The sequence below is a fragment of the Dehalogenimonas sp. W genome, assembly GCF_037094495.1.
Classification (GTDB): domain Bacteria; phylum Chloroflexota; class Dehalococcoidia; order Dehalococcoidales; family Dehalococcoidaceae; genus Dehalogenimonas; species Dehalogenimonas loeffleri.
This window is the reverse complement of sequence record NZ_CP146612.1, coordinates 1,428,639-1,454,070: the sequence shown is the minus strand read 5'-3', so window position 1 is coordinate 1,454,070 and position 25,432 is coordinate 1,428,639. Positions and strand designations below refer to the sequence as shown.

The following is a 25,432-nucleotide window of genomic DNA, read 5'->3' as shown; positions in this document are numbered from 1 at the left end:
GAGGCGGAATAAATCAAATAATTAACGGATCGCCCCAATAGCAAATTGTTAGGTTGAACCACAAACCTAGGTCCAGGCGGGGTGGCGGTAACCAACCGCCACCCCTAGTCTAAGGGAACAAACCAGGGTTACCAGCGTTTTTGGAAGCTATGTGAAGCGGGCGCAGCCGGACGAACCGGCTCCGGCCGGCGGGTAGAACCCATCAAGCCGCGTTGCCGCAGAAATGCCGGGATTTCCAATTCTTTTTCAGTTTTGATATTGCGGAGCAACCGGGTTATTTCCTTGTCCCGGCTATCCAGCGCCGTGGTATGGTCGGCAAAACCAGTGGCAATCAAGGTCAGACGAACTTCGTCTTTCATAGAATCGTCAACCGTAACGCCGAAGATAACGTTCGCTTCCGGGTCAACCGCCTGACGGATGACATCGGCAGCTTCGTTGACTTCAAAAAGCGACAATGAACTGTCCCCGACCACGTTAAAGATGCAACCTTTGGAACCCTCAACCGAGACATCCAGCAATGGGCTGGTCAGAGCTTGCCGCGCCGCTTCAATGGCACGTTTCTGCCCTTTGCCGTGGCCGATGCTCATCCAGGCCGGACCTGCATCTTTCATGACGGCGCGTACATCAGCAAAATCCAGATTGATAATACCAGGGACTGTAATAACCTCGGCGATAGCCTGTACGCCGTGATGCAGGACTTCATCCGCCATGCGGAAAGCCCCATCCACGCCGGTTTTCTGATCGCAGATTTCAAACAATCTATCATTGGGAATCAGGATAAGAGTATCCACATTCTCCATGAGTTCGTTGATACCTTCTTCCGCAACTTTGGTGCGGTGGGTGCCTTCAAAGCTGAAAGGCTTAGTCACTACGGCTATAGTCAGCGCCCCGCTGGCTTTGGCAGCCGCAGCAACTACCGCCGCCGAACCGGTACCAGTACCGCCGCCCATACCGGCAGTAACAAAAACCATGTCGGATTCCCCGACGACCTGTTTAATCTCTTCTTTGCTTTCTTCAGCCGCTTTGCGCCCCATTTTATTATCACCACCGGCGCCCAAACCACGGGTACAGCGTTCACCCAACTGGATCCGCAACGGGGCTTCGGTCACTGCTAACGCCTGAGCATCGGTATTCATCGCGACAAATTCAACGCCGCGAATCTGCTCCCGCACCATACGGGTCACCGCATTACAACCGGCACCGCCGCAACCGATAACCTTGATCCTGGCACCACTGGGGACATAGATAGTCTTAGCCATTTTTACTCCTTCTTATTTTGACCTGTTATTTTTTTCTGAATAGACCAAGGAATTTGCCGCCGCCTTCTGACGGACCCGCGGTGGCCTTTACCGGAATACCAGTGCGGTCATTGGCTTTCCACATGATTAGACCGATTGCCGTGGCAAAAGCCGGGTCATTAAGTTTTTCAGATACACCGTACATTGCCGGAGGCATTCCCACTCGTACCGGGAGTCTGGTTACCTCGGCTCCAAGCTCAGCCAGTCCTGGTAGATTGGCGCTCCCGCCGGTAAATACCATTCCGCCCCGCAGTAGATTCTGATAATCTTCAGTGGGCACTTCCATAAGAACCAGCCGCACCATTTCCTCCAGCCGGGAACGGATAATCTCCGTTAGTTGTGAATGGGGAAATGAATTACCACCTTCAGAAAGCATTTCTTCAGAATCGCCGGCAATCGGAAAGACCGAACCGTACTTCATTTTAATTTGCTCGGCCAGTTCCCAACTGACACCCAAACCGACCGAAATATCGTGAGTAATCTGGTAGCCGGCAACCGGTAACACTGAGGTATGGATAATATTGCCGTCTTTATATACGGCAATATCGGTGGTGCCGCCGCCGATATCAGCCAGAACCACGCCATTTTGCATCTCATCAGTGGACAGTGTAGCCTCAGCACTGGATAATGGGCTGAAAATCATTTCATCCACACTGACACCTGCGCCCTTAAAACACTTAACCAGGTTCTCCAGTGAGGTAGCCGAGGCCGTGACCATGTGGGTTTCCACTTCCAGCTTGAACCCGTGCATTCCCACCGGATTCTTGACCCCTTCCTGCCCATCAACCGTATATGCCAGGGGCAGCAAATGCAGCATCCGCCTATCACCGGGTATGGTGACGTTACGCGCCACTTCCAACACCCTGGCAACATCCGGTGGTCTGACCGTCTCTTCTCTCCTTGATATAGCCACCACTCCGCGGTTGTTGGTGGAATGAATGTGCCGTCCGGTAATACTGACTGTGGCAGTATCAAGCTTATAACCGGCTGACTGTTCAGCCATACCAACCGAACGCTTGATGGCGTCCCGTGCTTCATTGAGATTGACGACCATACCCTTTTGGAGGCCACGAGACGGCGTCACGCCGACGCCGAGCACCCGGATACCGGCCTCATCAGCGTCAGCCATGATCGTACACACTTTGGTAGTGCCGACGTCAATGGCTGCAAGTCTCGTTTTTTTCATTTTGTCTCCTTATTATTCCTACTGTTAATGTAGTCGAATTTTGCAGCCGTTCTATTTCCCGGCTTCGCGGTAGCGGACGCTCCATTTAGCAGCCACACTATCAATGAAAGCCCGGGTGTTGGCATCAGGCGCTCGCTTGAGTTCTGCCAGGAAGCCGTGAAGAAGTTCACCGCCGCTCATCCCCGGCTGGGGTTCTTGCGGGCCTGGCAGATTGATGAACACAATCTCCGTCATTAATTTTTGATAATCAATTGCTGTCCCCATGATTTTTTCCGCCTTTCTGAAAGAATTGCAGCTATCTTAAGCGCTGGAAAAAGCACCCGTCAACAACTGTCCAAAATCGTCCTAACTGTTACCAAGCCATAATATTTTTTGTCCTTTCATCCACCAAAAATCCTTGTCATTTTTGTCCGGCTGGCATAGAATGAGGTTGTTTAGCTATGAATTTACCAGTTACCAAATCACTACCGCCTTATGTGTCCTACCGCACGTTCTGGAATTTTTTGGACGGGCTGAAGGCTGCCATACCTGCGCGTATAGACCGCAGTTTCTGGGGGGATAAATTCTCCGGCAGCACCGGCGGGCAGTTAATCTCGGCGCTGAAATATCTCAAAATGATTGACGCCGCCGGCATACCAACTCTCCGCTTACGGCAGATAGTGTTCGCCAAAGGGCAACAGCGCTCCGATTTGCTGCAGCAACTGGCTCATGAAGCCTATCCGTTCTTTCTGCAGGCGCTTGATCCAGCCACTGCTACCTATTCCCAGCTGGAGGAAAAACTACGGGAGAATTTCCCGATTACCGCCGACGTTAACCGCAAGTGCATCAAATTCTTTATCGGCATGGCAGATGAAGCCGGCATTACCCTGTCGTCATTCATCACCCGAAAATCCCGTACTTCCCGAGCGACTACCGCAAAAAAGGTCCGTAAAACTACACACCACCCCCCCCAGGACGCCGACACTAATTCACAGCCACAATCCTTATCCCCTGTCTCTGCTCAGGACGGTTCGACGCCTGATGCCAATCAACTATTACTGGCAAAATTTCCAACCTTTGACCCCAACTGGACAGATGAAGTCAAACTCCGCTGGTTTGAAACCTTTGATAAACTTCAGCGTATCATGGCCGACAACCGCAAATAATCTCCACCCCTGAGTTTCTTTTTCCCTGACTTCTGGTGTTCACCTAATTTAACGCACACCACTTGTGCCTATTTAATGGTTCGCATAATAATTATTTTATACTTATTTTCCAGTGATTATGTCTAGTTACTACTCTTGTCAGGGCAAAGGCTGAGTTTTGTTATAATTATGTGATGAGTGAATCATTTGGCGATGCTTACCTTGATATTGAAACAACCGGATTGAGTCCGGAATCCTGCCCCATTACCGTTATCGGTATTCACATCTGCCGCCCCGAACAGGCTGAGGAGTTTATCCAATTGGTCGGCGACGATATTACCTCTGAATCCCTGCTGAATGCACTGGCCGGAGTGGGAACCATATACACCTATAACGGTGCCCGTTTTGACCTGCCCTACATCAAACGCCGACTCGGTGTTGACCTGCTGGCAGAAGGTTTTAACCACTGCGACCTGATGAACCATTGCCACCGCCATGGGCTTTACGGCGGCCTGAAAAAAGTGGAGCCATTACTCGGTATCAAACGTATCCTGCCCGAAGTCAACGGATATGAAGCTGTTCGCCTGTGGTGGCGCTTTATTAACGATTTGGACCAAACCGCGCTGACCACCCTGCTCGAATATAATAAGGAAGACACTCAGAACCTGAAAATTATCCGGCATCGGCTGATTATTGGTACCATACCGGACACGGACATGGTATGATGAAGCCTATGCTCCGTGGCGATTTGTTGTCCAAACTGGATATCGGCTTGCCGGAAATATTTCCTGCAGTCGGACTGCCGGCACTCGCGCTGGTGTTCGGGCTACAAAGCATCCGGTCATTGGTTGCAGGCCTAACCTGGACATTGGGCGACACCTACTCCCTGGGCGCCCCCATATTAGGCGCTGTAGCTTTGCTGATTTTCGGTGCCTCCTTTCTCGCCGGACCACTGCGCCGCCGTCTGTCATACCGCCACCTTATCTTATTCAGCCTCGGATCTCTGATTTTATTCCGTTTGTTTCTCCAGTTCTGGCACGGACTACCGCTGCTGACGGTGGTTTGGGCAGGACTTGCAGTTATCGCCTTAGTTATCTTCCTCCCGATTTATCTGGATGAGGTCCGGCGTGAGGGCAACGCCGCCATGCCGTTATTCGCCGGCGGGTTCTTGGGGGGTATTGTCCTGGATACGCTGCTCTATGGCGGAGCCGGCACCTATGACCTGGTCTGGCAACAAACACCATTACCGATAATCGTCACGGTCATCAACGCCGGGTTACTGGTTGGGCTCGTTTTTAAATATTTAGAAAATCACAATGATTCGGCATCATTCAATTTCAAGGGCAAAGCCGGTGCCTGGCTGGCCATCGGACCCTTCATCTTCCTGCAACTCATTATCCTGCAGAATATCCCTGCCCTGACCACACTTACCGGATGGGGTACCAACGGGGCTTTTCTCTGGATAATCGTTTCGCAAGCCTTCGGCATCATGGCCGCCTACTACTTTCACAGCCTTCAGGAAGATACCATCTATTTCATCACTTTGTTTTCTGCCGGAATCCTGTTAACGTTTTCTCTGTTCCCTTACCTCTCAGGGTGGCCGGGAGCAATTTTATTATTCCTGGGCCAGATAGCCGCCAGTCAACTGTTTTTTGCCATTGTTACTGGAATGGCATCAGGCTCCCGGCGTAGCGGCGCGCTCAGCCTGCCGATCTCCAACGGCATCGGTATGACGCTGTTGATGGTTTTTATCCTGGGCTATTACGCCTCTTATCAGATAGCTCTGCCTTATAATAATTCCATTCTGCTGGCTCTAGCGGCGGTTCTGGTCGCTGGCGGCGCTATGACCTCCCTCCGCCATATGGGCCCCCGATTGCGCATCGGCCATCGCCAGTGGTCCCAAAGCTTAATCGCCGTAATCGCCGCTGTCATTCTACCTGTGGCCCTTTTATTTACCACACCGGCGGTTTCTGCCGGCACTGACACCGGCTTCCCCCTGCGAATTGCGACTTACAACCTGCACAACGGTTTTAGTGCCGAAGGTACTCTAAACCTTGAGGCGCTGGCACTTGATATAGAAGAAAGCGGCGCCGATGTCGTCGCCTTACAGGAGATTTCACGCGGCTGGCTGGTCAGTGGCCGGGTTGATATGCTGGAATGGCTGTCCCAAAGGTTAAATATGCCTTACTATTTCGGTCCGTCTTCCGGCCCATTCTGGGGCAATGCCATACTTTCACGTTACCCCATTGCCTCAGCGGTTAATATCCCCCTACCATCTGAAGGTTTGCCGCTTGAACGTTCGTTTATCGCTGCTATTCTGGAAATAAACGGCCGCAATTTCCAGGTAATTGCCGTACATCTGCATCATGTAGCTGATGATTCAGACATCCGGGTTGAACAAGTATCGGCACTGTTGAGTTTCTACGGCAATACCGCCCGCACTGTAATCATGGGTGATTTTAACGCCGAACCCAATGATCCGGAAATCAAATTGATGCGGGCCGCCGGATTACGGGATGTACTGCTGTCCATTGAACCTCCGCCGGCATATACCTTCCGTTCCGATGACCCGTTCCAACGCATTGATTATATTTGGGTGTCACCCGATCTCACCTGGTCTGAAGTCAGTCTGACCACCGGGACAGCTTCTGACCACCACGGCGTAATCGCCACAGTCAATGATCCATCCCCCTGACCACCCCGCCGAACCATCCGGTGCAACCTTTTTTTATTTGTACCGCTCCGGCTTTTATGCCACAATTGAAACCAAAATTTGCGGTAGACACACACTTTGCTTTTACACCTGCGCGTCCAGAATTTTGGCATAATTGAAGATTTTGACTGGCTGCCCGGAGCCGGCTTTAATGTACTGACGGGAGAAACAGGCGCCGGTAAATCGCTGGTCATTGACGCGGTCAGTGCTTTGTTATCCGGTCGGCTGGATGAAACCTCGGTACGTCATGGTGCCGATGAAATTCGTCTGGAAGGCATCTTTGACCTGTCTGCCCGCACCGATCTCATTGAATATCTGATTCATAAAGGCATTGATTGCCGGAACGACCCCCTGATCATCACCCTCAATTTGAAGCGAAGCGGCCGTGCCGTCATCCGGCTTAACGGCGATAGTGTCCCCCGCACTCTGATAGTTGAACTGGGCCGACAACTGATAGATATTCACGGTCAAAGCCAGCACCTGTCTTTGCTGGATCGCACCAGCCACTTGGATTTTCTGGATGCCTATGCCGGAACTACCGGCGCAAGGCAGGAATTCAGCCAGCTCAGTCTGAAGATGAATCAAATACAAAAATCTATTGCAGATTTTGCCCACACTGCGGCCGAACGCTCCCGCCAGACGGATTATTTGAAATTTCAAGTTCAGGAAATTGACAGGGCAACGCTTTGCCCTGGTGAAGACAAAGAATTGGAACAGGAAGCCATCGTTCTCACATCAGCCGAAAAATTAAAGGCGCTGGTTTTTGAGACATTACAGGCGCTGGATGACGAAGACTCGCAGGGGGAAACTTCTGCCGTTTCCCGCCTGTCCCAGGCGCTGTCCGGCTTGGAAAAACTCAGTGGGATTGATCATTCCATATCGGCTCAAGCTCAATCCCTGCGTGAAGCTCTATATACCGTTACTGAAACTGCCAGAGACTTGAACTCCTATGCCTCTGGATTGGATTTTGACCCCGCACGCCTTGAAATAGTGGAAAGCCGTTTGCATCTCATTCGTGAACTCAAGCGAAAATACGGCGGCAGCATATCGGATATTCTGGAATTTGCCCGAAAAACCAGCAATGAACTTAGTGACCTGGACAGTTCCGGAGAAAGGATAGAGTCGTTACGTCGGAATGCCGACCAGGTGCAACAACTACTAGCCGAAAAAGCACTGCAGCTATCCACCCAACGCAAGCTGGGTGCTGCCGAGCTAACCAAAGCCATAAACCAGGAATTGGTTGATCTGGCAATGGAAATGGTCAAATTTGAAATCAACCTCGGATATGTTGAGGCACCGGACGGATTACCCTTGCCGGATGGCCGTCAGGTGGCATACTCCAATAACGGAGCGGACAAGGTGGAATTCCTGGCGGCCACAAACCCGGGAGAGCCTGCAAAAGCACTGGAACGTATTGCATCCACCGGTGAACTATCCAGATTCACCCTGGCAGTAAAAACTGCCCTGGCAAAGGCAGACCGGATTCCGGTCCTCATCTTTGATGAAATTGATATCGGCGTCGGCGGCAGATCAGGCGACATTATCGGGCGCAAGCTGGCCACGCTGGCTCTGACGCATCAGGTAATCTGCGTTACCCATCTGCCGCAGATAGCCGCATACGCTGCACACCATTATTGCGTCAATAAGACCGTTTCCAACGGCCACACTTCCAGCCGACTGGATGAACTGAATACTGTAACCCGCATACGGGAATTGGCTCTGATGCTCTCAGGTGATTCGGTTTCGGCGTCTTCACAAGCGGGGGCGTTGGAACTTCTTGAACGGGCTGCCCAATTCATCGCCGAGCAGAAGGGCTCCTCAATTTGAACTTATTCCCTGGCGTGGACAAAAAAGCCTTACTCGCTATCAGCGTCACCTTGATTTTCTGGGCATCGTCGTTTGCCGGCAACCGTGCCGGTCTGGAAAGTTACAGTCCGGGAGCCATGATCCTGTTGCGCTTTCTAACGGCTTCCGCCGTCCTGGGCACCTATGCTTGGTTTACCCGTGGAATCCGATGGCCGCGGAAGTCTGACCTGGGATGGATAATTTTCGGTGGAGCTATCGGCATCACTGCTTACCATACCCTACTGGCAAACGGCCAATTAACCGTAACCGCCGGCTCGGCCAGCTTTATCATCGGTGCGGTACCTATTTTCACCGGCCTACTGGCGGCAATAACGCTGCATGAAAAACTAACCGTCAGGCAATGGATAGGTATTGCCGTCAGCTTTAGTGGTATCGTGTTGATTGCCTTTGGTGAAGGTGGCCACCTTGAATTTGAAACCGGGGCTCTGCTTATCCTGCTTGCAGCCTTGAGTACTTCAATATTTTTTGTAATTCAGAAACGCCTGTTGAAATATTACAAGCCGCTTGAAGTAACCTGTTATTCATTCTGGGCTGGGACTGCCTTAATGTTGGTTTTTCTCCCGGACCTGGTGCGGGATCTGCCGTCCGCTGCTGCCGGGCCAACCACTGCAGTCATTTATCTCGGTATTTTCCCCGCGGCGCTGGCGTACCTGACCTGGAATTATGTCTTTACCCGCACCACCGCTTCGGTGGCCACCAGTTTCATGTACCTTAACCCGATTGTGGCCACCCTGATAGCCTTCGTCTGGCTGGGGGAAATTCCTTCGGCGATAGCCGCCTTGGGCGGCCTGTTAGCGCTAACCGGTGTTATCATCACCGCCAGAAGCGTGCGCTAAACAGCAAACAGAAACGGGCGCCCTTGAAAAGACGCCCGTTTAAACTTCGCCTGTCCGGGCGGGGTTATTTTATCTCCAGAACCCCGTAACCGCTTTCCGCCGCACCTGTGTTTATGTCATCAGAATAACCGTAAGCCCAGGTAAACAAATTAGGACCGGTGAGTAATTGCAGATCATATGCATCACCGGTATTCAACCGGCGTCGGAATTCCATAACCGTGAAAGCCACTTCTTCTTCTTCTTCCACCGGCGGAACGTAAGCTACCGCCCATTCTAAAAGACTCTTCTGGCCGCCAAGCTGTTCATCATCCTGAAAACTACCGCCGGGTTGTGTCGCCGCCCAGCGATCATAAATATGTCCGACACCGGTATCGTCGGTATATCCGATAATTAGATCTTTGGGCCCGCTCCGCAGAGCGTCAATAAAGCCGACACTGACCCAGCCTTCGGTGGTGGCCTGGACTCCGGCATAAATGAATTGGCCGTCATTTTTCCAGTATATCTGCAATCCTGATCCCAGACTCAGGTAGTTTTCATATTCACCCGCGGAAATATCGCCGTCAGCTTCCCAATCTACCGGGCCTGGAGGTGGTAGATTTGAGTCACCGCCGGGATTGAGATTGATAATATCAGGTTGCCCGCCGATAACGGTAATGATGGTATAGCTGACAGCTAGAAACAGGCCGATGGAGCTGAGAATCACTCCGCTGATGGTCATACCTTTTTTGGCTGGTCGTCGGCGCAGAATCATAATACCCCAGACCAGACCGATGATAGGAACCGGCAATCCGAAGAACGGAATCAGCCATGTACCCATCGCGATAATACCGAGAACCAAGACTTCACCACCCATTAGTGCCTCCTGTTATGATCCCTGTAATGGGAGTAATTATCCAACACCTGAAGAACGCCTATATATTATATGATTCGGCACTTAAATTGAAATATTTCATATATTACTCCTGATCAGGAATTAACTCATGCTTGACAAATAACGGGTTTCATCCTAGAGTTATGCCGGTTTTCCTGATAATAATAATTTAACAACATAGCAGGGAGTACCCACAATATGTCTGATGCCGTCGTGGTCCGCACAACTGACCTTACCAAGGTGTTTGACGAAACCGTTACCGCGGTTGACTCCCTGAACATCACAGTCCGGGAGAATGCCATCATCGGCTTTCTGGGGCCTAACGGCGCTGGTAAAACTACCACGATCAAATTGTTGCTGGGTCTCCAGCACCCCACCAGCGGTTCGGCCTCAGTTTTCGGTATGGATATCGGCCCAGATAGTCTGGATATCCGCAAGCGGGTCGGCTATCTGGCTCAAGACCCCCGGTTTTATGATTACATGTCCGCCCGGCAGACACTGCGTTATGTCTGCCGTTTTTTTTATGAAGGCCCCAGAGACATGATTGAAGAACGGATCAACGAAACCTTGGATATTGTCAGTTTAACGGAGGTTGCTGACCGACCCATCAAAGGTTTTTCAGTCGGTGAACGCCAGCGGCTGGGTATCGCCCAAGCTTATATCCACGCTCCGGACCTGCTTATCCTTGATGAACCGGCGGCTTCCCTGGATCCCATGGGACGACGTGACGTGTTGGAACTACTTATGCAGCTCCGGAAGAAAACCACCATCCTTTACTCCACTCATATTTTAAGTGATGTCCAGCGGGTCAGCGACGAAGTCATAATCATTAACAAGGGCAAGCTGGTAACGCAGTCTAACATTGACCGTTTGCTGGCCGATAAGGATTCTTCTTATTCTCTGGTAACTCGTGGTGACTCTGACGTTCTCCATGATATTTTCAGTGCCCAGGCCTGGATCGGCCGGGTGCTGCACAATGTTGAGAACGGTCAGTACCACTGGGATATTTCTGTTAAAGACATTGAAATCGCCGAAGGCCACCTGCTCAAGTTAGCCCTGACCGCGAATGGTGTTTTTGTTGTTGATTTCGGTCGCCGCAAACACCATCTGGAGGAAGTTTTCATGAACTTGGTTGAAGGAGAAAAGAGTGGCTGAAGTTACCGTTTTTCATAATGCCGCCGAACTGGAGCCGGTCACTGCCAAAGGTTGGCGAATGGGGTTCGCCAATGTCTTCAAACGTGAAATGGAACGGGTTTGGAACATCAAGACCTTCCTGATCCACAGTCTGGTCTGGATGGTGCTAATCAATATGATTCTGGCACTGGTCATTGAGCTTGAATCCAACAGCGGCTTGGTGACCACCAGCTTCATCACATATGTCCTGCTTTCCGGGGTCCTGGTGCCGATGGGTGCTGCGGTAATTACCGCTGGCGCCCTCATTGGAGAAAAGATTACCGGCACCGCGGCCTGGATTCTGTCCAAACCAGTATCGCGTTCCGGTTTTGTTATTGCCAAATTCATCGCCCTAAGCTCCAGCATTTTGGTGACGGCGGTGGTACTTCAAGGTGTCATTGCCTATGCACAATTATCACTAGCCCAGCAAATGTTTATCCCCGTCAGCGCCTTTCTCGGAGCCTTTTTCACCATCGTATTGGCGGTGATTTTTTATATCTCCCTGTCGCTTATGCTCGGCACCATGTTTAACAGCCGGGTGCCGGTAATGGGCATTCCCCTGGCCCTGATCCTGATTCAGATATTCCTGCTGAGTGCGCTGGAGAATATTGCCGAATGGTTGCCTTATGTCCTGCCCGGCAGCCTACTGTCAATCGGTACCGGATTCGTCACCTCCGAGGGCGGAGAATATTGGCCGTTGACTGTATTCATTACTCTGGCGCTGTCGGCATTTTTTATCTATATGGCCCTGCACCGCATTAACCGGGAGGAATTATAATTAACCGTCGTAACAGTAACACCCAAGGGCACTGAAGCCGGTTGGAACACTTCACCCTATCAAGGAATACAACCAACACTGAGTGTCTTACACCGGCCTAATCAAAAACTAACCCCTTAAAATAATAAAAAGCTATCGCCGGGAAAAACCCGGCGATAGCTTTTTTGTTGAATTTACAGAACTAGGCTTCGGCTTTAGCTTTGTCCTGGGCACCGAAGGAGGCTGTATCGTCGTCAATATCAACGCGGTTGGTTTCCTTTAACAGCGTTGAACCAACCACAAAGCAGACACCTGCGATAAGCATCGGCCACCACAAACCGGCGTAATTATTGCCGGTCGCCTGGATCATCTGCAAACCGATGATGGGTACCAATCCGCCGAAGACGCCGTTACCGATATGATACGGTAAAGACATTGATGTATAGCGGATCTTGGTCGGGAACAGCTCCACCAGGAAGGCGGCAATGGGACCGTACACCATGGTGACATACAAGATCTGGAGAAAAATCAAGAAGCTCAGAATTACCGGTTGATAACTGACATAGTCAAACAGGAATGGTTGACCGGTATCCACCGGAGCAAAAGCCGCCATGGCACCATAGATCGGATAGTAGGTCAGTACCGCCAGCAGCATACCGGCCATCATTATCTTTTTGCGCCCTATCCGGTCTGACAGCCAGCCCCAAAAGACGAAAAGCGGGGTAGCCACAATGATAGCCCCGGCCATAATCATGTTGGAGTCAAGAAGGGTCACTTTAAAGATGTTCTGCAGGTAGTATAACGCATAGAACTGACCGGTATACCAAACCACACCCTGACCCATGGTCGCGCCAAACAACGCCAGCGCCACCCATTTCAGGTTATATGGATTGGCAAAACTTTCCTTCAGGGGATTCTTGGATACAGTTTTGGTATCTTTAAGTTTCTGGAACATGGGTGATTCACGCAAGGATAAACGTATCCACAGAGAAATACCCACCAGGAATATGGAGATGATAAACGGTATACGCCAGCCGTATTCATTCATGGCGTCGTCGCCAACAATTAAACGGGTGGCCAAAATAACACCCAGGGACATCAGCATACCGAGCGTTGCGGTGGTCTGAATAAAACTGGTAAAGAAGCCGCGGCGGCCGTGAGGGGTATGCTCCGCGATATAAGTCGCGGCACCCCCGTATTCACCACCGAGCGCCAGACCTTGCAGGATACGCAGGGTAATCAGGATAATGCCGGCAAAGTCACCCAGCACTTCTTTGGTAGGCAGGATACCAACGGTAAAAGTGGCCAGCCCCATGATTGCCATGGTGAGCATAAAGGTGAATTTTCGGCCAACAACGTCACCGATACGTCCGAAGAATATTGCACCGAACGGACGCACAATGAAGCCGACCGCAAATGTCGCCAGCCAGGCAATAATACTGCCGAGTTCAGTATCGGACGCGTAGAACTTGGGCGCAACAATGGTGCCCAGGGAGCCGAAGATATAAAAATCGTACCATTCAATCATGGTACCGGCGGATGACGCAAAAATAACCTTTTTCAGGCTTTGCGCTCCGTTTTTGGCGGATTGAACTATATTCGCCATGATCCCTCCCTCTTTTAATTTTCCTTCAAAACAGAATAATCAGTACGTGATTTAACTTTCGTTGGCGCGTATCATCAAAACCGGCACCTTGGAATGACGTACAACCCTTTCGGCTACGCTGCCGATAAGCCAGGTAGCCGGCCAGTTTCGGCCGTGAGTAGCCATAGCAATGGCATCCACTCCCAGTTCTTCGGACACTTTAAGAATGGTGTTAGCCGGTGAACCTTCACGGAGATGACACGAGACTTTAAAACCTGCCGCTTTAATTTCATCACAAACCTTACTCATGTATGTGGCCGCCTTTTGCTCCTGTTCGGCAACAGAATAACCTGCGATAGCCGGGTCCTCAAAAGCAAACTCCTGAGCCGGATTGGCTGCCACATTCAGTAAAGCTATTTCCGCGCCTTCCGAATATGCCAGTGCTTTGGCGTGTGCCAAAACAACCTCTGCAGTTTTGGACCCGTCCAGGGGCACCAAAATCTTTTTGTACATGCCTCCCTCCCTTTCTCTGAGTTTTGCCCATTCCGGACAATTTCCTTGTGACAAGACTGGAGCGGAATTACTCAATCAGACCCTGCCCGATATTAGGTCCCAAGGGGTAACTTCGCCTCCTCCGAAGATTTGATGCAGGTATCATACAGGAACTAGTACCATATTGCAAATTGCTCTTTTAAATATTTTTGTATACTACACCTTGTTTGGGACATTGTTATATTATTTTACTTTATTATACTTTTCTCAAACCTCCTTTTGCTACAAATCGCCGTTCGCGATAGAATAAACAAGGATTTTTGAATATGGGGAATATCTGTGAAAACTGAAATTTCCAACAATATTTTTTGGGTCGGCGTGACAGACTGGGATTTACGCCAATTTCACGGACACGAGTTATCAACCCACCAGGGTTCAACCTATAATGCCTATCTGATTATTGACGAGAAAGTCACCCTGATTGATACCGTGTGGACTCCGTTCGCAGATCAACTATTGTCCAACATCAGCGAAATCATTGATCCTGGTAAAATTGATTATGTTATCGCCGCCCATGCTGAAGTTGATCATTCAGGCTCACTCCCTGCCGTGATGCGACATTGTCCCGAAGCGGAAATTATCGTTTCTCCCCGAGGCTTGGAAAGCATTCCCCGCTACTATCGTCAGCCCTGGCATTTCAGGTCCGTTAAGACCGGAGAACAATTGAACCTGGGAGAAAAAACTCTAACCTTCATAGAGGCTCCCATGCTCCATTGGCCGGATAATCTGCTGACTTACAGCGCACCAGATAATGTTCTATTTTCCAGCGACGCCTTCGGGCAACATTTCGCATCTTCCGGACGATTCAATGATGAAGTGGACACCGCGGCGCTTTTTGCTGAGGCTGAAAAATATTATGCTAATATCTTAACGCCCTTCAGCCCGATGGTTTCCCGCAAAATTGAGGAGTTTTTGGCACTGAACCTATCGCTTAATATGATAGCCCCCAGCCATGGATTGATCTGGCGGCAAAACCCGAGCCAGATTGTCGCTCAATACCAGCAATGGGCCGCCCAACAACCAAATAACGATGCCGTAATTATCTACGATACCATGTGGCAGGCCACCCGGTTAATGGCTGAAGCCGTCGGTGAAGGACTGGTCACCGCTGGTATTTCTTACAAACTGTTTAATGCTGCCGCCTCTGACCGGAACGACGTTATTACCGATGTTTTCCGTTCCAAAGGGGTAGTCCTGGGCTCTCCAACCTTCAACCAGGGCATCCTCCCCACCCTGTCGCCGATACTGACAGACCTCAAAGGTCTCAAATTCAAGAATAAGATCGGGGCCGCCTTCGGCAGTTACGGCTGGAGTGGAGAGAGCCTGTCCATACTGGAACAACACCTTAATGACAGCGGTATCCCGGTCGTCGTCCCCGGTGTCAAAGCAAAATGGCAACCTGATCCATCGGATCTGGAAGCCTGTCGCCGGTTGGGCATTTCGCTGGCCGCCGCAATGCAAAATAATCCTGCCTGAAAGAGGGTAAAATGCTGACAGCCGACAATGCGCTATTGCTGATTATTGATGTTCAAGTGAAACTGTTCCGGGTCATGCCGGATAAAGAGGAACTGCTGAAAAAAATCGGGAACCTGATTCAGGGTTGTGCGCTACTGGGCGTACCGGCCATAATCACCGAACAGAATACCGCCGGCCTGGGCCCCACCATCCCGGAAATCGCCTCATTAACGCCGGAGACAGCAACAATTGAGAAATTCACCTTCAGTTGCTGTGCCGAAAACGGATTTTTAGAAACGCTGCGGAATACCGGCCGCCGGCAAATCATCATCTGCGGCATTGAAAGCCACATCTGCGTTTATCAGACCGCCTTGGAACTTCAAAAAGCCGGATACGAGGTGCAGATTGTCACTGACGGAGTCGCCTCCCGATCACCCGCCAACCGTAAGCTGGCGCTGACCAGACTGCAAAATGAGGGGATACGACTGACTGGTGTGGAAATGGCTCTCTTTGAAATGTTAAAAACTGCCCGGTCGGAGCAGTTTAAAGCGGTCAGCACTTTGATAAAATAGGCGTCAGCTGGAACGGGATTCCCGTCGTTCTTTAGTATCGGCGGCAGTATTATCGCACCGTGTCTTTTCGGCGGTGAACGGTGAGTACCCGGTTCCAATCACTTTTCCGTCTTCGGAAATCACCAGAGCCGACCCGCAATGCGCGCAAGCCTGATGCCGGGGGAAACTTAACCCCCATCCGGCGCATTGATACCCGCATTTGGGACATTTACCTTCAAGCATAGTACTATCTTACCATTACTTCCCCTGTGATGGGAAGAGTTATTTTGTAATGTGTTTGGCCATTTGTGGATTTCCGCGCAGAAAGTCCGCCGCCACATCTAAAGGCGCTTAAGACCGGTGTGAAGATAACTTTCCCAAGTTAAATCGGGAGCCTGTTAGCGGGCCTCCGATTTAACTTGCCTTATCGGCCGTAACGGCCTACAAAACTGACAGGTACTGATTCCTTTCCCAATCAGTGACGTAAGCGCGGAACTTAGCCCATTCAATCTTCTTGTTTTCAATATAGGCGTTGAAGACGTGCTCCCCAAGTGTTTCGCGTATCAACTCACTCTTCTCCATCAGATGCACGGCTTCTTCCAGGCTACTGGGCAAGGTGGCAATTCCGCGGCGCGAGCGTTCTTTTTCCGACATCTCATAGACGTTCTCTTCCACCGGCGCGGGCACCTCATATTTTTCCTCAATACCCTTTAAACCGGCAGCCAGCATGACTGCGAAAGCCAGGTAAGGATTGCAGGCTGGATCCGGCGAACGCAGTTCAATCCGGGTGGCATTCTCCCGACCGACGCGGTATTCCGGCACACGTACCAAATCAGAACGATTACGACGAGCCCAGGAAAGATAGATAGGCGCCTCATAACCAGGTACCAGGCGCTTATAGGAGTTGACCCACTGATTGGTCACCGCGGTGAACTCCGGGGCGTGCTTAAGAATACCGGCAATGTACTGGCGGGCGGTATCGGACAGGTTGTAAGGGTCATTGGCGTCAAAGAATGCATTCCGTTCACCCTTGAACAAAGATTGGTGGCAATGCATCCCGGAACCGTTCACCCCAAAAACCGGTTTTGGCATGAATGTAGCGTAGATACCGTATTTCAAAGCAATTTCCTTGACCACCAGGCGATAGGTCATGACGTTATCAGCCATGGTCAGTGCATCGGCATAGCGAATATCAATTTCGTGCTGGGAAGGCGCCACTTCGTGGTGAGAATACTCTACGGGGATACCCACGTCTTCCAGCGTCAGCACCGTTTCCCGACGCCAGTCACTGGCCACATCGCGGGGTGTCAGGTCAAAATAGCCGCCCTGATCCTGAAACTCGGTCGTCTTGTCATCTTTAAAGTAGAAGTACTCCAGTTCCGGACCGACGTAGTATGTATAGTTCTTTTCGGCTGCCTTTTTAAGCATCCGCTTCAGAACGTAACGGGGGTCACCTTCAAACTGTTCCCCACCCGGTTTCTTGATATCGCAAAACATCCGACCGACATTCTCTTCACCTTTTTTGCGCCAGGGCAGAGTGATGAAGGTATCAGGATCCGGCAAGGCCATCATGTCGCTTTCATCAATCCGGCAATAGCCTTCAATTGATGAACCATCAAAACCCATACCTTCCTGCAGAGCACCTTCAAGTTCCGAAATGGAAATGGAAAAACTCTTCAGGTGCCCCAGAATATCGGTAAACCATAACCGGATGAACCTCACTTTTTCGTCGTGGGCTCGTTTAAGAACGTATTCTATTGCCTCAGAACGGGTATTAGCCATAGTTCCCTCCATGTTATTTCTTTCGGTAACATTCTACCCGATAAATGTTTCAGGTATGTTACAGAAAATCCGCCTGTTTTTGTAACACCCGCTAAAATATCTTCCGTTATTCATTGTAACTGTTGTCCTAATGAGATTTGTGTGCTAATAATGAGTATAGCTGTTCAGAGGTTGGAGACCGAAAATGTTGCAAACTGATTCCGGATCAACCAGGCTCAGGAGTTTATCCCCGCTGACCATCACCCTCATTTATCTTGTCGTGTCGGTAATCTGGATCGTATTTTCTGACCGTTTCGTGGCTATGATAGTCAGCGATCCTGGTTCTATCGCATCCCTACAAACGTTTAAAGGACTAGGGTTCGTCGTCATCACTGCCGCCCTCCTGTTTTTCTTAATACGATCTTCCATGAGCCGGTTAAGGCGTTCCAATCAGCTCCTGAAACAGGCTGAAGAAAAATTGAGGGTGATGTTTGATGCCCTCACCCAGGGGGTGGTAGTCACAGACCTTAACGGCAAAATCGTAGAATTCAACCCCGCAGCATTCCGTATGTCCTGCCTGGATAAACCGGCTGAACTTTTCGGTATGAGTATTTACGATTTTTTCACGCCAGAATCACATTCGGAGCTCACCGCCGGGGTACGACATACCATCAGAGAAGGTGAAAGCGGCGTCATTGAACACGATATCATTCGTCCTGACGGCACTTCTTTCCCGGCCCGCTATAGCTCGGCCCTGCTCAAAGGTACTGAAGGCTCACCATGGGGCATTGTTACCCTGCTGGAGGATGTTTCTGAACGCCGCAAGCACACGGAAAAAATCGTCTACCTGAATAGGGTTTTGAGCTTGATCAGGGATATCAATCAACTCATCGTCCAGGAGGAAGAAGAAACCGCCTTGCTGGCCAAGGCCTGCCGGAGAACCGTCCAGCATCCGGATTATAACGTCGCCTGGATTGCGCTGGCTGACACCGACGGGCTGCTGCAACCGGCAGTCCATGCCGGTGAACTGGCCGATTATGAACGCTGTCTGCAGGAATTTGGCAGCGAGCGAGTAGAGGACATCCACCCGGTCGTTCGCGCCAGTTATGCTGACAGCTTGCTTGCCACGGCCATATCTATGCCCCTAATCGTGCATAATCAGGTAATCGGCGCTTTCAGTATTTGCTCTGCCAATGCCCAGGCCTTTGCTGACCAGGAAGAATTCGATCTGATTGAGGAAGTATCCCAGGATTTATCGCTCGGTATTGAAAAAATCCGCAAACGCGCTGAAGCGGCGCGCCATCTGGCGGAACTGGCGCGCCGCAATCAGTTTATTGAAACAGTTACCGACAATCTGCCGATCGGCCTGGCGGTCAACGCACCGGATCAACCTTTTGAATATATTAACCGACAATTTGAGGCTATCTACGGCTGGCCGGCGGCAATAATTTCCGATGTGACTGAATTCTTCAAACACGTCTACCCTGATCCGGAGTATCGTCACAAGATTCAGCAAAGAATCATGTCCGACATCAACTCCGGAGACCCGGAACGTATGGTCTGGGAAAATATTCCGATTGTCCACCAGGATGGGTCGGAACATGTCATCAGCGCCATCAATATCCCGCTGCCGGAGCAAAACCTGATGATCTCCACCGTCTGGGACGTAACTGATCGTAATCGGGCGCAACAGGACCTGGCGCTCCGGGCCCGGTTACTGGACGCTTCGTTGGACAGTATCTTCGTGGTAGAGGCCGGTTCTCGCAAATTCAAGTATTTTAACGAACAGGCTCACAAATCGCTGGGCTATACTCAGTCTGAATTCATGGACCTGACACTGGATAAAATCGTGGCGCCCGAAAACCTTTCAGCCTTACCACAAAACATTTCCCGGGTGCTGGAGCAAAACAGCGCGGTCTTTGAGACCGTTCACCACCACAAAGACGGACACAACGTTCCGGTGGAGATACATGCGCAAAAAGTTGATATCAACGGTCAAACCTTTATGATGGGATTGGCCCGGGATATAACCGACCGTAAAGCCATGCAGGAAAAATTGATCATCACCGACCGGCTGGCCTCAGTCGGCGAACTCGCCGCGGGAATCGCCCACGAAATCAACAACCCCCTGACCGGTGTCCTGGGTTTTGCCGAACTGCTCAAGGAGAAAACCTTGCCGGCTGACATCAGGGAGGACGTAAACACCATCTACTCCGAAGCCCAGCGCACCGTTAAGGTTGTTCGCAATATGCTGACCTTTGCCCGCCGCCACGAGGCATTCAAACGCCCGACTCAGCTCAACGACGTCCTCACTGAGACCTTTTTGCTTCGAGCTTACGAGCACAAAGTTAATAATATTGAGGTTGTTTTACATCTATCACCGGAGTTGCCGGAGATCAAGGCCGACCCGGCGCAAATGCAACAGGTTTTTCTGAATATCATCATCAATGCCGAATATGTCATGCGGGAATCCCGCAACGGAGGCCGTCTGACGGTGGCCACAGAAGTTGCCGGCAGCAAAATCCGGGTGACGCTGGCCAATACAGGGCCGGCTATCAGTCCGGAGCAACAGAAACACCTTTTTGATCCCTTTTTCACCACCAAACCGGAGGGTCAGGGTACCGGACTGGGGCTGTCCATTGTGTATGGCATTGTCACCAGCCATGGCGGCACGGTCCGGGTTAAAAGCGCCGAGGGTCAGGATACCGCTTTTATCATTGAGTTACCGCTGGATCCCACCGTCGCAGCCGTGCAATAAACAGCCGCTCGTGATAAAATAACGCTCACGCCCGCTGGTTTCCGGGCCTGCCATGGAGGGTTGTCCGAGCGGTTTAAGGTGACGGTCTTGAAAACCGTTGTTCCTGCAAGGGAACCGTGGGTTCGAATCCCACACCCTCCGCCATTTTCCCCACCGTTCCCGATAGGCTTCCCGGAATTAACTCACCGTAAGCCCGGTCGGAGCCTCCACCGCCCGGTCAACGCTGACGTTTTGCAGCACAGGCACACCCAGCGGACTGAGTTCATAGCCTTTCACATACGGTTTGACCAGCAGGTAGCTGCGGCCAAAATAATACGGCCAGACTGCCGCATCCGCCACCAGTATCTCCTCCACCTGCCGGTACAGCGCTTCGCTGGCCGCCTCATCGGTCAACATCGCGGCTTGCGCCAGCAACTGGTCAACCAAGGGATTGCTGTATCCACCCCAGTTGTTGTCGGCTCCGGTCTGAAACAGAATTTCCAGAAAATTCTGCGGATGCGGGTAGTCCGCGATCCAGCCCTGGTAAAATATCTGATCTTTTTCCTGTTTCAGGTTATACAGAAAGACCTCCGGCTCCAGTTGCCGGACTTTAACTTCTACTCCCAGATTCACCTGCCACTGATGAATAACCGCTTCCAGATCAGAGCCAATAAGACCCCCATAACCCAGAGTAGTCAGCGTTATCTCGGGTAAATTGGCTACACTGCCGTATGATGACCGGGCAATCAGCTCCCGAGCCAATTCCGGATCAAAGCCGATGCCCGTTTTATCCGGGTCATACCCGGGAATACCCGGCGGTACAATACCTTCCGCCGCCTGGTTCATGTTGTTGAAAACCAGTGCCATCAGTTGATTCCGGTTCAACGCCAGGGAGAAAGCCTGACGGATCAGCGGGTCATCAAAAGGGGCTTCGGCGCTGTTGAAACCCAGAAAATACAGACTTAGCTGAGATATCACCTGCGCATCCGCGGCAAATACACCTGCGGGATCCAGCGCCCGGTCAATATAGGCCAGGTCAACCCCGGCCACGTCAACTTCACCCAGTTCATAAAGGTCCATGGCCCGCCCGGCCAAGAATTTAAATACTACCGAATCCAGCGACGGCACGCCGCCGTAGTAGCTTTCATTCTTTTTTAGCATGATGTAGGCGTCAGTCGCCCACTGGTCCATCTTGAACGGCCCGGTGCCGTTGGGGCTGCGCCACCATTCCCCGCCTTCGGCAACGTTAGCCGCGTCCACCACAAAAGCGGTGGCATACGTCAGTTTGGACAGAAAATAGGACCGGGCGGTATCTATGGTGATTTCCAAGGTATAGTCGTCAATCACCCTGACTCCAGCCAATGACGACGATTCCCCGGCCAGCATTGCCTCAGCACCGAGAATATCGCCCAGATAGGTCCGGGCGGTGGTGCTGCCGGTGGCCGGCGTCAGCGCCCGTTCCCAGGAATACTTAAAGTCAGCGGCCGTCACCGGGGTGCCGTCCTGAAAAAGGACGTCCTGCCGCAGGGTAAAAGTATAAACGGTACCGTCATTGCTAATCACCCAGCCGGCGGCGATATCCGGCTCAACACCGGTCGCGGTCACTTTCACCAGCCCGGTGAAAATCTGGCTGACAAACGTCAGGCCGCCGGCATCCCCCACCAGCGCCGGGTCCAGGTTATAAGGCTCAGTTGCCGCCAGATTCAATCGGCCGCCACTGCCGGGGGGGGGTAGCGTGTCGCCGCCTCCAGGGGTACAACCGGTGAGAATTATTGAGAAAACCAGTACCGCGCTCAGCACGGGAGTCAGCAACCGTCTGATCATTGATCCACCCTTTCCACCCTGACCATCCGGGGATAAAACAGCCACACGGCAATAATTACCGAAGCTCCAGATACGAGGACTATAAGCAGCACCAGCCATGGTGTCCATATCACAGCGGACTGAAACCGGTCCGGCACGGCATTATAGGCGTATTCCTGCCATTCGGCGTCCAACCCCTCCAAGTCAAAACCGTACACTGCCTCCAAGGCACCGTCGGCGCTGGCGCCTTCAGCAAACTGATCGAGAAAGCGGCTCATCTTGTCCTGACCGTAGGTATCAATCAGGTATTTCACCACATGATAACTTTCTGCATAGGACAGATACGCCAATGCGGGGTCAGCCGAAAACGGACTGGTCAGACTGCGCACTGAAATCAGGCTTTGCTGATCCCGGGCGCTGTTATAAAAAACGACATACAGGGCATCCAGCGGCCCTTCGGCATACATAGACAAGCCTTCGTTCAACCACGTCGGAATGCTGTTGTATGGGTTAGCCGTCACCTGGTTGGTTACCACATGCGCCAACTCGTGGACGATGGCCCGCTTTCCCCAGGTCAAACTGGAGGTTTCTATACCGATGGCTATGGTATTGAAATTAGTAAAGGCGACCCCGCCGGTCCATTCCTGAGGAAACACCATGGAACCCTGAAGTGACTGGGCACTATCGTAAATGTAAATATTAACCGGTTCGCTCAATCGGGCACCGGTATCGTTCTCCAGTTTATCCAGAGCTTGCTGGGCCGTAGCCATCAGTTGGCCGGCGAATGAATCTGAACCGTTATACCAGTATAATGTTACCAACCCTTCAGACAGCGCCCGCCATTGGTAGCGCTCATCGTTAAAAGTCAGCTTATTCACTTCAGTGACATATTCCCGCCCGCCGGCGTCATAAAGCGTCCACCAATAATCTATGACGACTCCGGGCGGCAAGCCCCCTACCCGGCGCAAATTAAGTGAATAACTCAGGCTGACGTCCGTCGCCGGAGCCACCTTCACGATGACTTCATTGAACACCTCGGCGAAGCCCTGCCGCTGCACCTGATAATGCAACCGGGCATCCACAATTTCAACCGGTGCTGTAGCCTTCAGGGTGAAACTGAGGGAATTCGGAAATGAAGCGGCGTAATTCATACTGCTGATATTCAGCTCTTCAGCCGCCGCGGGTACCGGCGCTATCGCCGCCAACAGCAATATACCGGTCGCTATCAGGCCCAAAAACCGCTTACTCACTGGTAATCTGACCTTTCAGATAGGCTTCAATAAACATATCCAGTTGCCCCTCTTCCAGCACCACCTGGGGATTTCCGGTTTCAACACCGGTGCGGTGATCCTTAATCATCTTATACGGATGTAGCACATAACTGCGGATCTGGCTGCCCCATTCATTGGAAATCCGGTCGCCCTTGATGCGCGCCCGCTCCGCTTCCTGTTCGGCAATCTTGCGTTTCAACAACCGCGCCTTGAGTAACCCCATGGCCATTTCCCGGTTCTGATGCTGCGAGCGTTCAGTCTGGGCAGTAACCACAAGTCCGCTGGGTACATGGGTAATCCGCACCGCCGAGGAAACTTTTTGAACATTCTGGCCGCCGGCGCCGCTGGCGCGGAATGCTTCTAATTTTATGTCATCCGGATTGATCTCAATATCGGTATCCTCTTCAGCTTCGGGCATAATCTCCACCAGTGCGAAGGAGGTATGCCGGGCGTGATCGGAGTCAAAAGGCGACAACCGGATCAACCGGTGCACCCCGTGTTCACTCCGCAGGCTGCCGTAAGCGTAACGGCCGCGAACCATCACCGTCACACTCTTGATGCCGGCTTCATCCCCGGCGGAAGTTTCCAGTATTTCCGCCTCATAATCCCGCCGTTCCGCCCATTTCAGGTACATATTAAGCAGCATCTCCGCCCAGTCCTGGCTCTCTACACCCCCGGCACCGGCGTGAATAGCCAAAATGGCATTGCGTTCATCATATTCGCCGCTGTAAGCCAGCTCAAATTCCAGCTTATCCAGCTCGGTTTCAAGTTCAGAGGTTTCGGACTCCACCACCTCAGTCATTTCAGAATCGGCTCCAGCCAGTCCCGCCAGTTCCGCCAATTCCACAACCCGTTTTTCCAGGCCGCGCCACTGGTCCACCGTCTTTTTCAAGCCGCTCAACCGGCGCATTACCCGTTGGGAATTATCACTATCCTCCCAAAAACCGTCTCCGGTAATCAGGTGTTCCAGGCTGGTTACTTCTTTTTCTTTTTCGACAACGTCAAAGACACACCATATCGTGGTTAATCCGCTCTAACAGCCCTCTGAATTTCTCCGGTATTTCCAACAGCATCACTCCATTAAACGTTAATTCCGGCTCCGGGATAGCCCCTTCACCAGATAATCAGCAGCCTGAGACGCCGATTCCTGCCTCGCCGGATAAATCCCCCTGATTATACCGGCTGCCTGCTTTCCTGCCAAACCTGCCGCGTAGTCCGCCAAATATTACATAGTTGACACCAAAGCTGGCATATCGGATAATACCCTAAAAAGACAAGCGAGTTATCCTCAACACAATGCTGAAAATCAAATTACGAAGAATGGGTGCCCCAAAGAAACCAAGTTACCGGATCGTCATTTCTGACTCCCGGTCAGCGCGCAACGGCGCGTTCCTGGAGATTATCGGTCATTATGACCCGATGACCAACCCGGAAACCGTCAGCATTGAAGCTGACAAAGCCAAGGACTGGATGACCAAGGGTGCCCAGCCGACGGATACTGTCACCAGACTTCTAAAAAAGGCCGGGGTTCTGGAGTAACCTGACTCCCGCCGAAAAGGAGCCTCCATGAGGGAGCTAGTTGAGTACATCGCCAAGTCTCTGGCAGACAAGCCTGAAGCGGTGGTCGTAACGGAAGAACAGGAAGAAGAAGGGCTGAAGATCAGCCTGCAGGTTGATGACGGCGACAAGGGCCGCATCATCGGCAAGCAGGGCCGAATCGCCCAGGCCATGCGCACCCTGATCCGGGTGAAGGCAGCCAAGGCCGGCATCAAAGCCCGTCTTGAAATCCTGTAATTCCACCCTCTGTTTCCTACAGCACCAATCAAGGGCATAGTATGTTACTATGCCCTTTCGGTCATTGCCGTTAGAGCGCCCTGACCGGATGGTCCGCCC

At 51.6% G+C, this 25,432-nt stretch carries 22 protein-coding genes and 1 tRNA gene; 13 read left to right on the top strand and 10 right to left on the bottom strand.

The window, feature by feature from the left end; translation table 11 throughout:
- Positions 1–128: 128 nt before the first annotated feature.
- Genes ftsZ through V8247_RS07565 form a run of 3 tightly spaced genes read right to left on the bottom strand, consistent with a single transcriptional unit; the run spans position 129 to position 2,748 of the window.
- Positions 129–1,259 (bottom strand): cell division protein FtsZ, encoded by a 1,131-nt coding sequence (gene ftsZ / locus V8247_RS07575; RefSeq protein ID WP_338737251.1) that lies wholly within the window; start codon positions 1,257–1,259, stop codon positions 129–131.
- Positions 1,260–1,284: 25 nt separating this feature from the next.
- Positions 1,285–2,484, bottom strand: coding sequence for a cell division protein FtsA (gene ftsA / locus V8247_RS07570; RefSeq protein WP_338737250.1), 1,200 nt, complete (start codon positions 2,482–2,484; stop codon positions 1,285–1,287).
- Between the two features lie 51 nt (positions 2,485–2,535).
- On the bottom strand, positions 2,536–2,748 hold the full coding sequence (locus V8247_RS07565; protein WP_338737249.1) for a hypothetical protein: 213 nt from the start codon (positions 2,746–2,748) through the stop codon (positions 2,536–2,538).
- A 176-nt stretch (positions 2,749–2,924) separates the two neighbouring features.
- Between V8247_RS07565 and V8247_RS07560 the strand changes: the two genes are divergently transcribed.
- The 5 genes from V8247_RS07560 (at position 2,925) to V8247_RS07540 (ending at position 9,023) form a co-directional block, all read left to right on the top strand.
- The gene (locus V8247_RS07560; RefSeq protein WP_338737248.1) at positions 2,925–3,629 is read left to right on the top strand and encodes a DUF5343 domain-containing protein; all 705 of its coding nucleotides are present in this window, start codon (positions 2,925–2,927) and stop codon (positions 3,627–3,629) included.
- A gap of 173 nt (positions 3,630–3,802) precedes the next feature.
- Positions 3,803–4,333, top strand: a complete 531-nt coding sequence (locus tag V8247_RS07555) for a ribonuclease H-like domain-containing protein (RefSeq protein WP_338737247.1) — start codon at positions 3,803–3,805, stop codon at positions 4,331–4,333.
- Positions 4,330–6,303, top strand: a complete 1,974-nt coding sequence (locus V8247_RS07550) for an endonuclease/exonuclease/phosphatase family protein (protein ID WP_338737246.1) — start codon at positions 4,330–4,332, stop codon at positions 6,301–6,303. Before V8247_RS07555 ends, V8247_RS07550 begins: the two co-directional genes overlap by 4 nt.
- A gap of 96 nt (positions 6,304–6,399) precedes the next feature.
- Positions 6,400–8,148: a DNA repair protein RecN gene (gene recN / locus V8247_RS07545; RefSeq protein ID WP_338737245.1), complete on the top strand. Its 1,749-nt coding sequence runs from the start codon at positions 6,400–6,402 to the stop codon at positions 8,146–8,148.
- A complete protein-coding gene (locus V8247_RS07540; protein WP_338737244.1) occupies positions 8,145–9,023 on the top strand; it encodes a DMT family transporter in 879 nt (292 codons plus the stop codon). Before recN ends, V8247_RS07540 begins: the two co-directional genes overlap by 4 nt.
- A gap of 64 nt (positions 9,024–9,087) precedes the next feature.
- On the opposite strand, the gene V8247_RS07535 is transcribed toward V8247_RS07540, so the two are convergent.
- On the bottom strand, positions 9,088–9,876 hold the full coding sequence (locus V8247_RS07535; RefSeq protein ID WP_338737243.1) for a DOMON domain-containing protein: 789 nt from the start codon (positions 9,874–9,876) through the stop codon (positions 9,088–9,090).
- A 216-nt stretch (positions 9,877–10,092) separates the two neighbouring features.
- On the opposite strand from V8247_RS07535, the gene V8247_RS07530 reads away from it, so the two are divergent.
- Both V8247_RS07530 and V8247_RS07525 read left to right on the top strand, forming a co-directional pair.
- Positions 10,093–11,049: an ABC transporter ATP-binding protein gene (locus V8247_RS07530; protein WP_338737242.1), complete on the top strand. Its 957-nt coding sequence runs from the start codon at positions 10,093–10,095 to the stop codon at positions 11,047–11,049.
- Positions 11,042–11,845, top strand: a complete 804-nt coding sequence (locus tag V8247_RS07525; protein ID WP_338737241.1) for an ABC transporter permease subunit — start codon at positions 11,042–11,044, stop codon at positions 11,843–11,845. The genes V8247_RS07530 and V8247_RS07525 overlap by 8 nt, the downstream gene beginning before the upstream one ends.
- Before the next feature lie 181 nt (positions 11,846–12,026).
- On the opposite strand, the gene V8247_RS07520 is transcribed toward V8247_RS07525, so the two are convergent.
- Together V8247_RS07520 and V8247_RS07515 are read right to left on the bottom strand one after the other, a co-directional pair.
- Positions 12,027–13,430: an MFS transporter gene (locus V8247_RS07520; protein WP_338737240.1), complete on the bottom strand. Its 1,404-nt coding sequence runs from the start codon at positions 13,428–13,430 to the stop codon at positions 12,027–12,029.
- Between the two features lie 51 nt (positions 13,431–13,481).
- Positions 13,482–13,922, bottom strand: coding sequence for a universal stress protein (locus V8247_RS07515; RefSeq protein WP_338737239.1), 441 nt, complete (start codon positions 13,920–13,922; stop codon positions 13,482–13,484).
- Between the two features lie 318 nt (positions 13,923–14,240).
- Between V8247_RS07515 and V8247_RS07510 the strand changes: the two genes are divergently transcribed.
- Together V8247_RS07510 and V8247_RS07505 are read left to right on the top strand one after the other, a co-directional pair.
- Positions 14,241–15,437 carry an MBL fold metallo-hydrolase gene (locus tag V8247_RS07510; protein ID WP_338737238.1) on the top strand — a complete coding sequence of 399 codons (1,197 nt, stop codon included), beginning with the start codon at positions 14,241–14,243 and terminating at the stop codon, positions 15,435–15,437.
- 11 nt (positions 15,438–15,448) lie between these two features.
- Positions 15,449–15,988: a hydrolase gene (locus tag V8247_RS07505; protein WP_338737237.1), complete on the top strand. Its 540-nt coding sequence runs from the start codon at positions 15,449–15,451 to the stop codon at positions 15,986–15,988.
- A 420-nt stretch (positions 15,989–16,408) separates the two neighbouring features.
- On the opposite strand, the gene V8247_RS07500 is transcribed toward V8247_RS07505, so the two are convergent.
- The gene (locus V8247_RS07500) at positions 16,409–17,749 is read right to left on the bottom strand and encodes a glutamine synthetase family protein (protein ID WP_338737236.1); all 1,341 of its coding nucleotides are present in this window, start codon (positions 17,747–17,749) and stop codon (positions 16,409–16,411) included.
- A gap of 184 nt (positions 17,750–17,933) precedes the next feature.
- Between V8247_RS07500 and V8247_RS07495 the strand changes: the two genes are divergently transcribed.
- Together V8247_RS07495 and V8247_RS07490 are read left to right on the top strand one after the other, a co-directional pair.
- On the top strand, positions 17,934–20,486 hold the full coding sequence (locus V8247_RS07495; protein ID WP_338737235.1) for a PAS domain S-box protein: 2,553 nt from the start codon (positions 17,934–17,936) through the stop codon (positions 20,484–20,486).
- Positions 20,487–20,540: 54 nt separating this feature from the next.
- Positions 20,541–20,630 (top strand) — tRNA-Ser (locus V8247_RS07490).
- A gap of 33 nt (positions 20,631–20,663) precedes the next feature.
- On the opposite strand, the gene V8247_RS07485 is transcribed toward V8247_RS07490, so the two are convergent.
- The 3 genes from V8247_RS07485 to prfB form a co-directional block, all read right to left on the bottom strand.
- A complete protein-coding gene (locus tag V8247_RS07485) occupies positions 20,664–22,289 on the bottom strand; it encodes a peptide ABC transporter substrate-binding protein (protein WP_338737234.1) in 1,626 nt (541 codons plus the stop codon).
- On the bottom strand, positions 22,286–23,518 hold the full coding sequence (locus V8247_RS07480) for a peptidase MA family metallohydrolase (RefSeq protein WP_338737233.1): 1,233 nt from the start codon (positions 23,516–23,518) through the stop codon (positions 22,286–22,288). The genes V8247_RS07485 and V8247_RS07480 overlap by 4 nt, the downstream gene beginning before the upstream one ends.
- Positions 23,511–24,555 (bottom strand): peptide chain release factor 2 gene (gene prfB, locus V8247_RS07475; protein WP_375340888.1). Its coding sequence is split into 2 segments (ribosomal slippage): positions 23,511–24,542 and positions 24,544–24,555, totalling 1,044 coding nucleotides; the frame shifts between segments, so codons are not numbered across the junction. Before prfB ends, V8247_RS07480 begins: the two co-directional genes overlap by 8 nt.
- Positions 24,556–24,835: 280 nt before the next feature.
- Here prfB and rpsP point away from each other — a divergent pair.
- A complete protein-coding gene (gene rpsP / locus V8247_RS07470; RefSeq protein WP_338737230.1) occupies positions 24,836–25,078 on the top strand; it encodes a 30S ribosomal protein S16 in 243 nt (80 codons plus the stop codon).
- Between the two features lie 27 nt (positions 25,079–25,105).
- Complete coding sequence (locus tag V8247_RS07465; protein ID WP_338737228.1) at positions 25,106–25,333, top strand: KH domain-containing protein; 228 nt, start codon at positions 25,106–25,108, stop codon at positions 25,331–25,333.
- Positions 25,334–25,432: the final 99 nt, after the last annotated feature.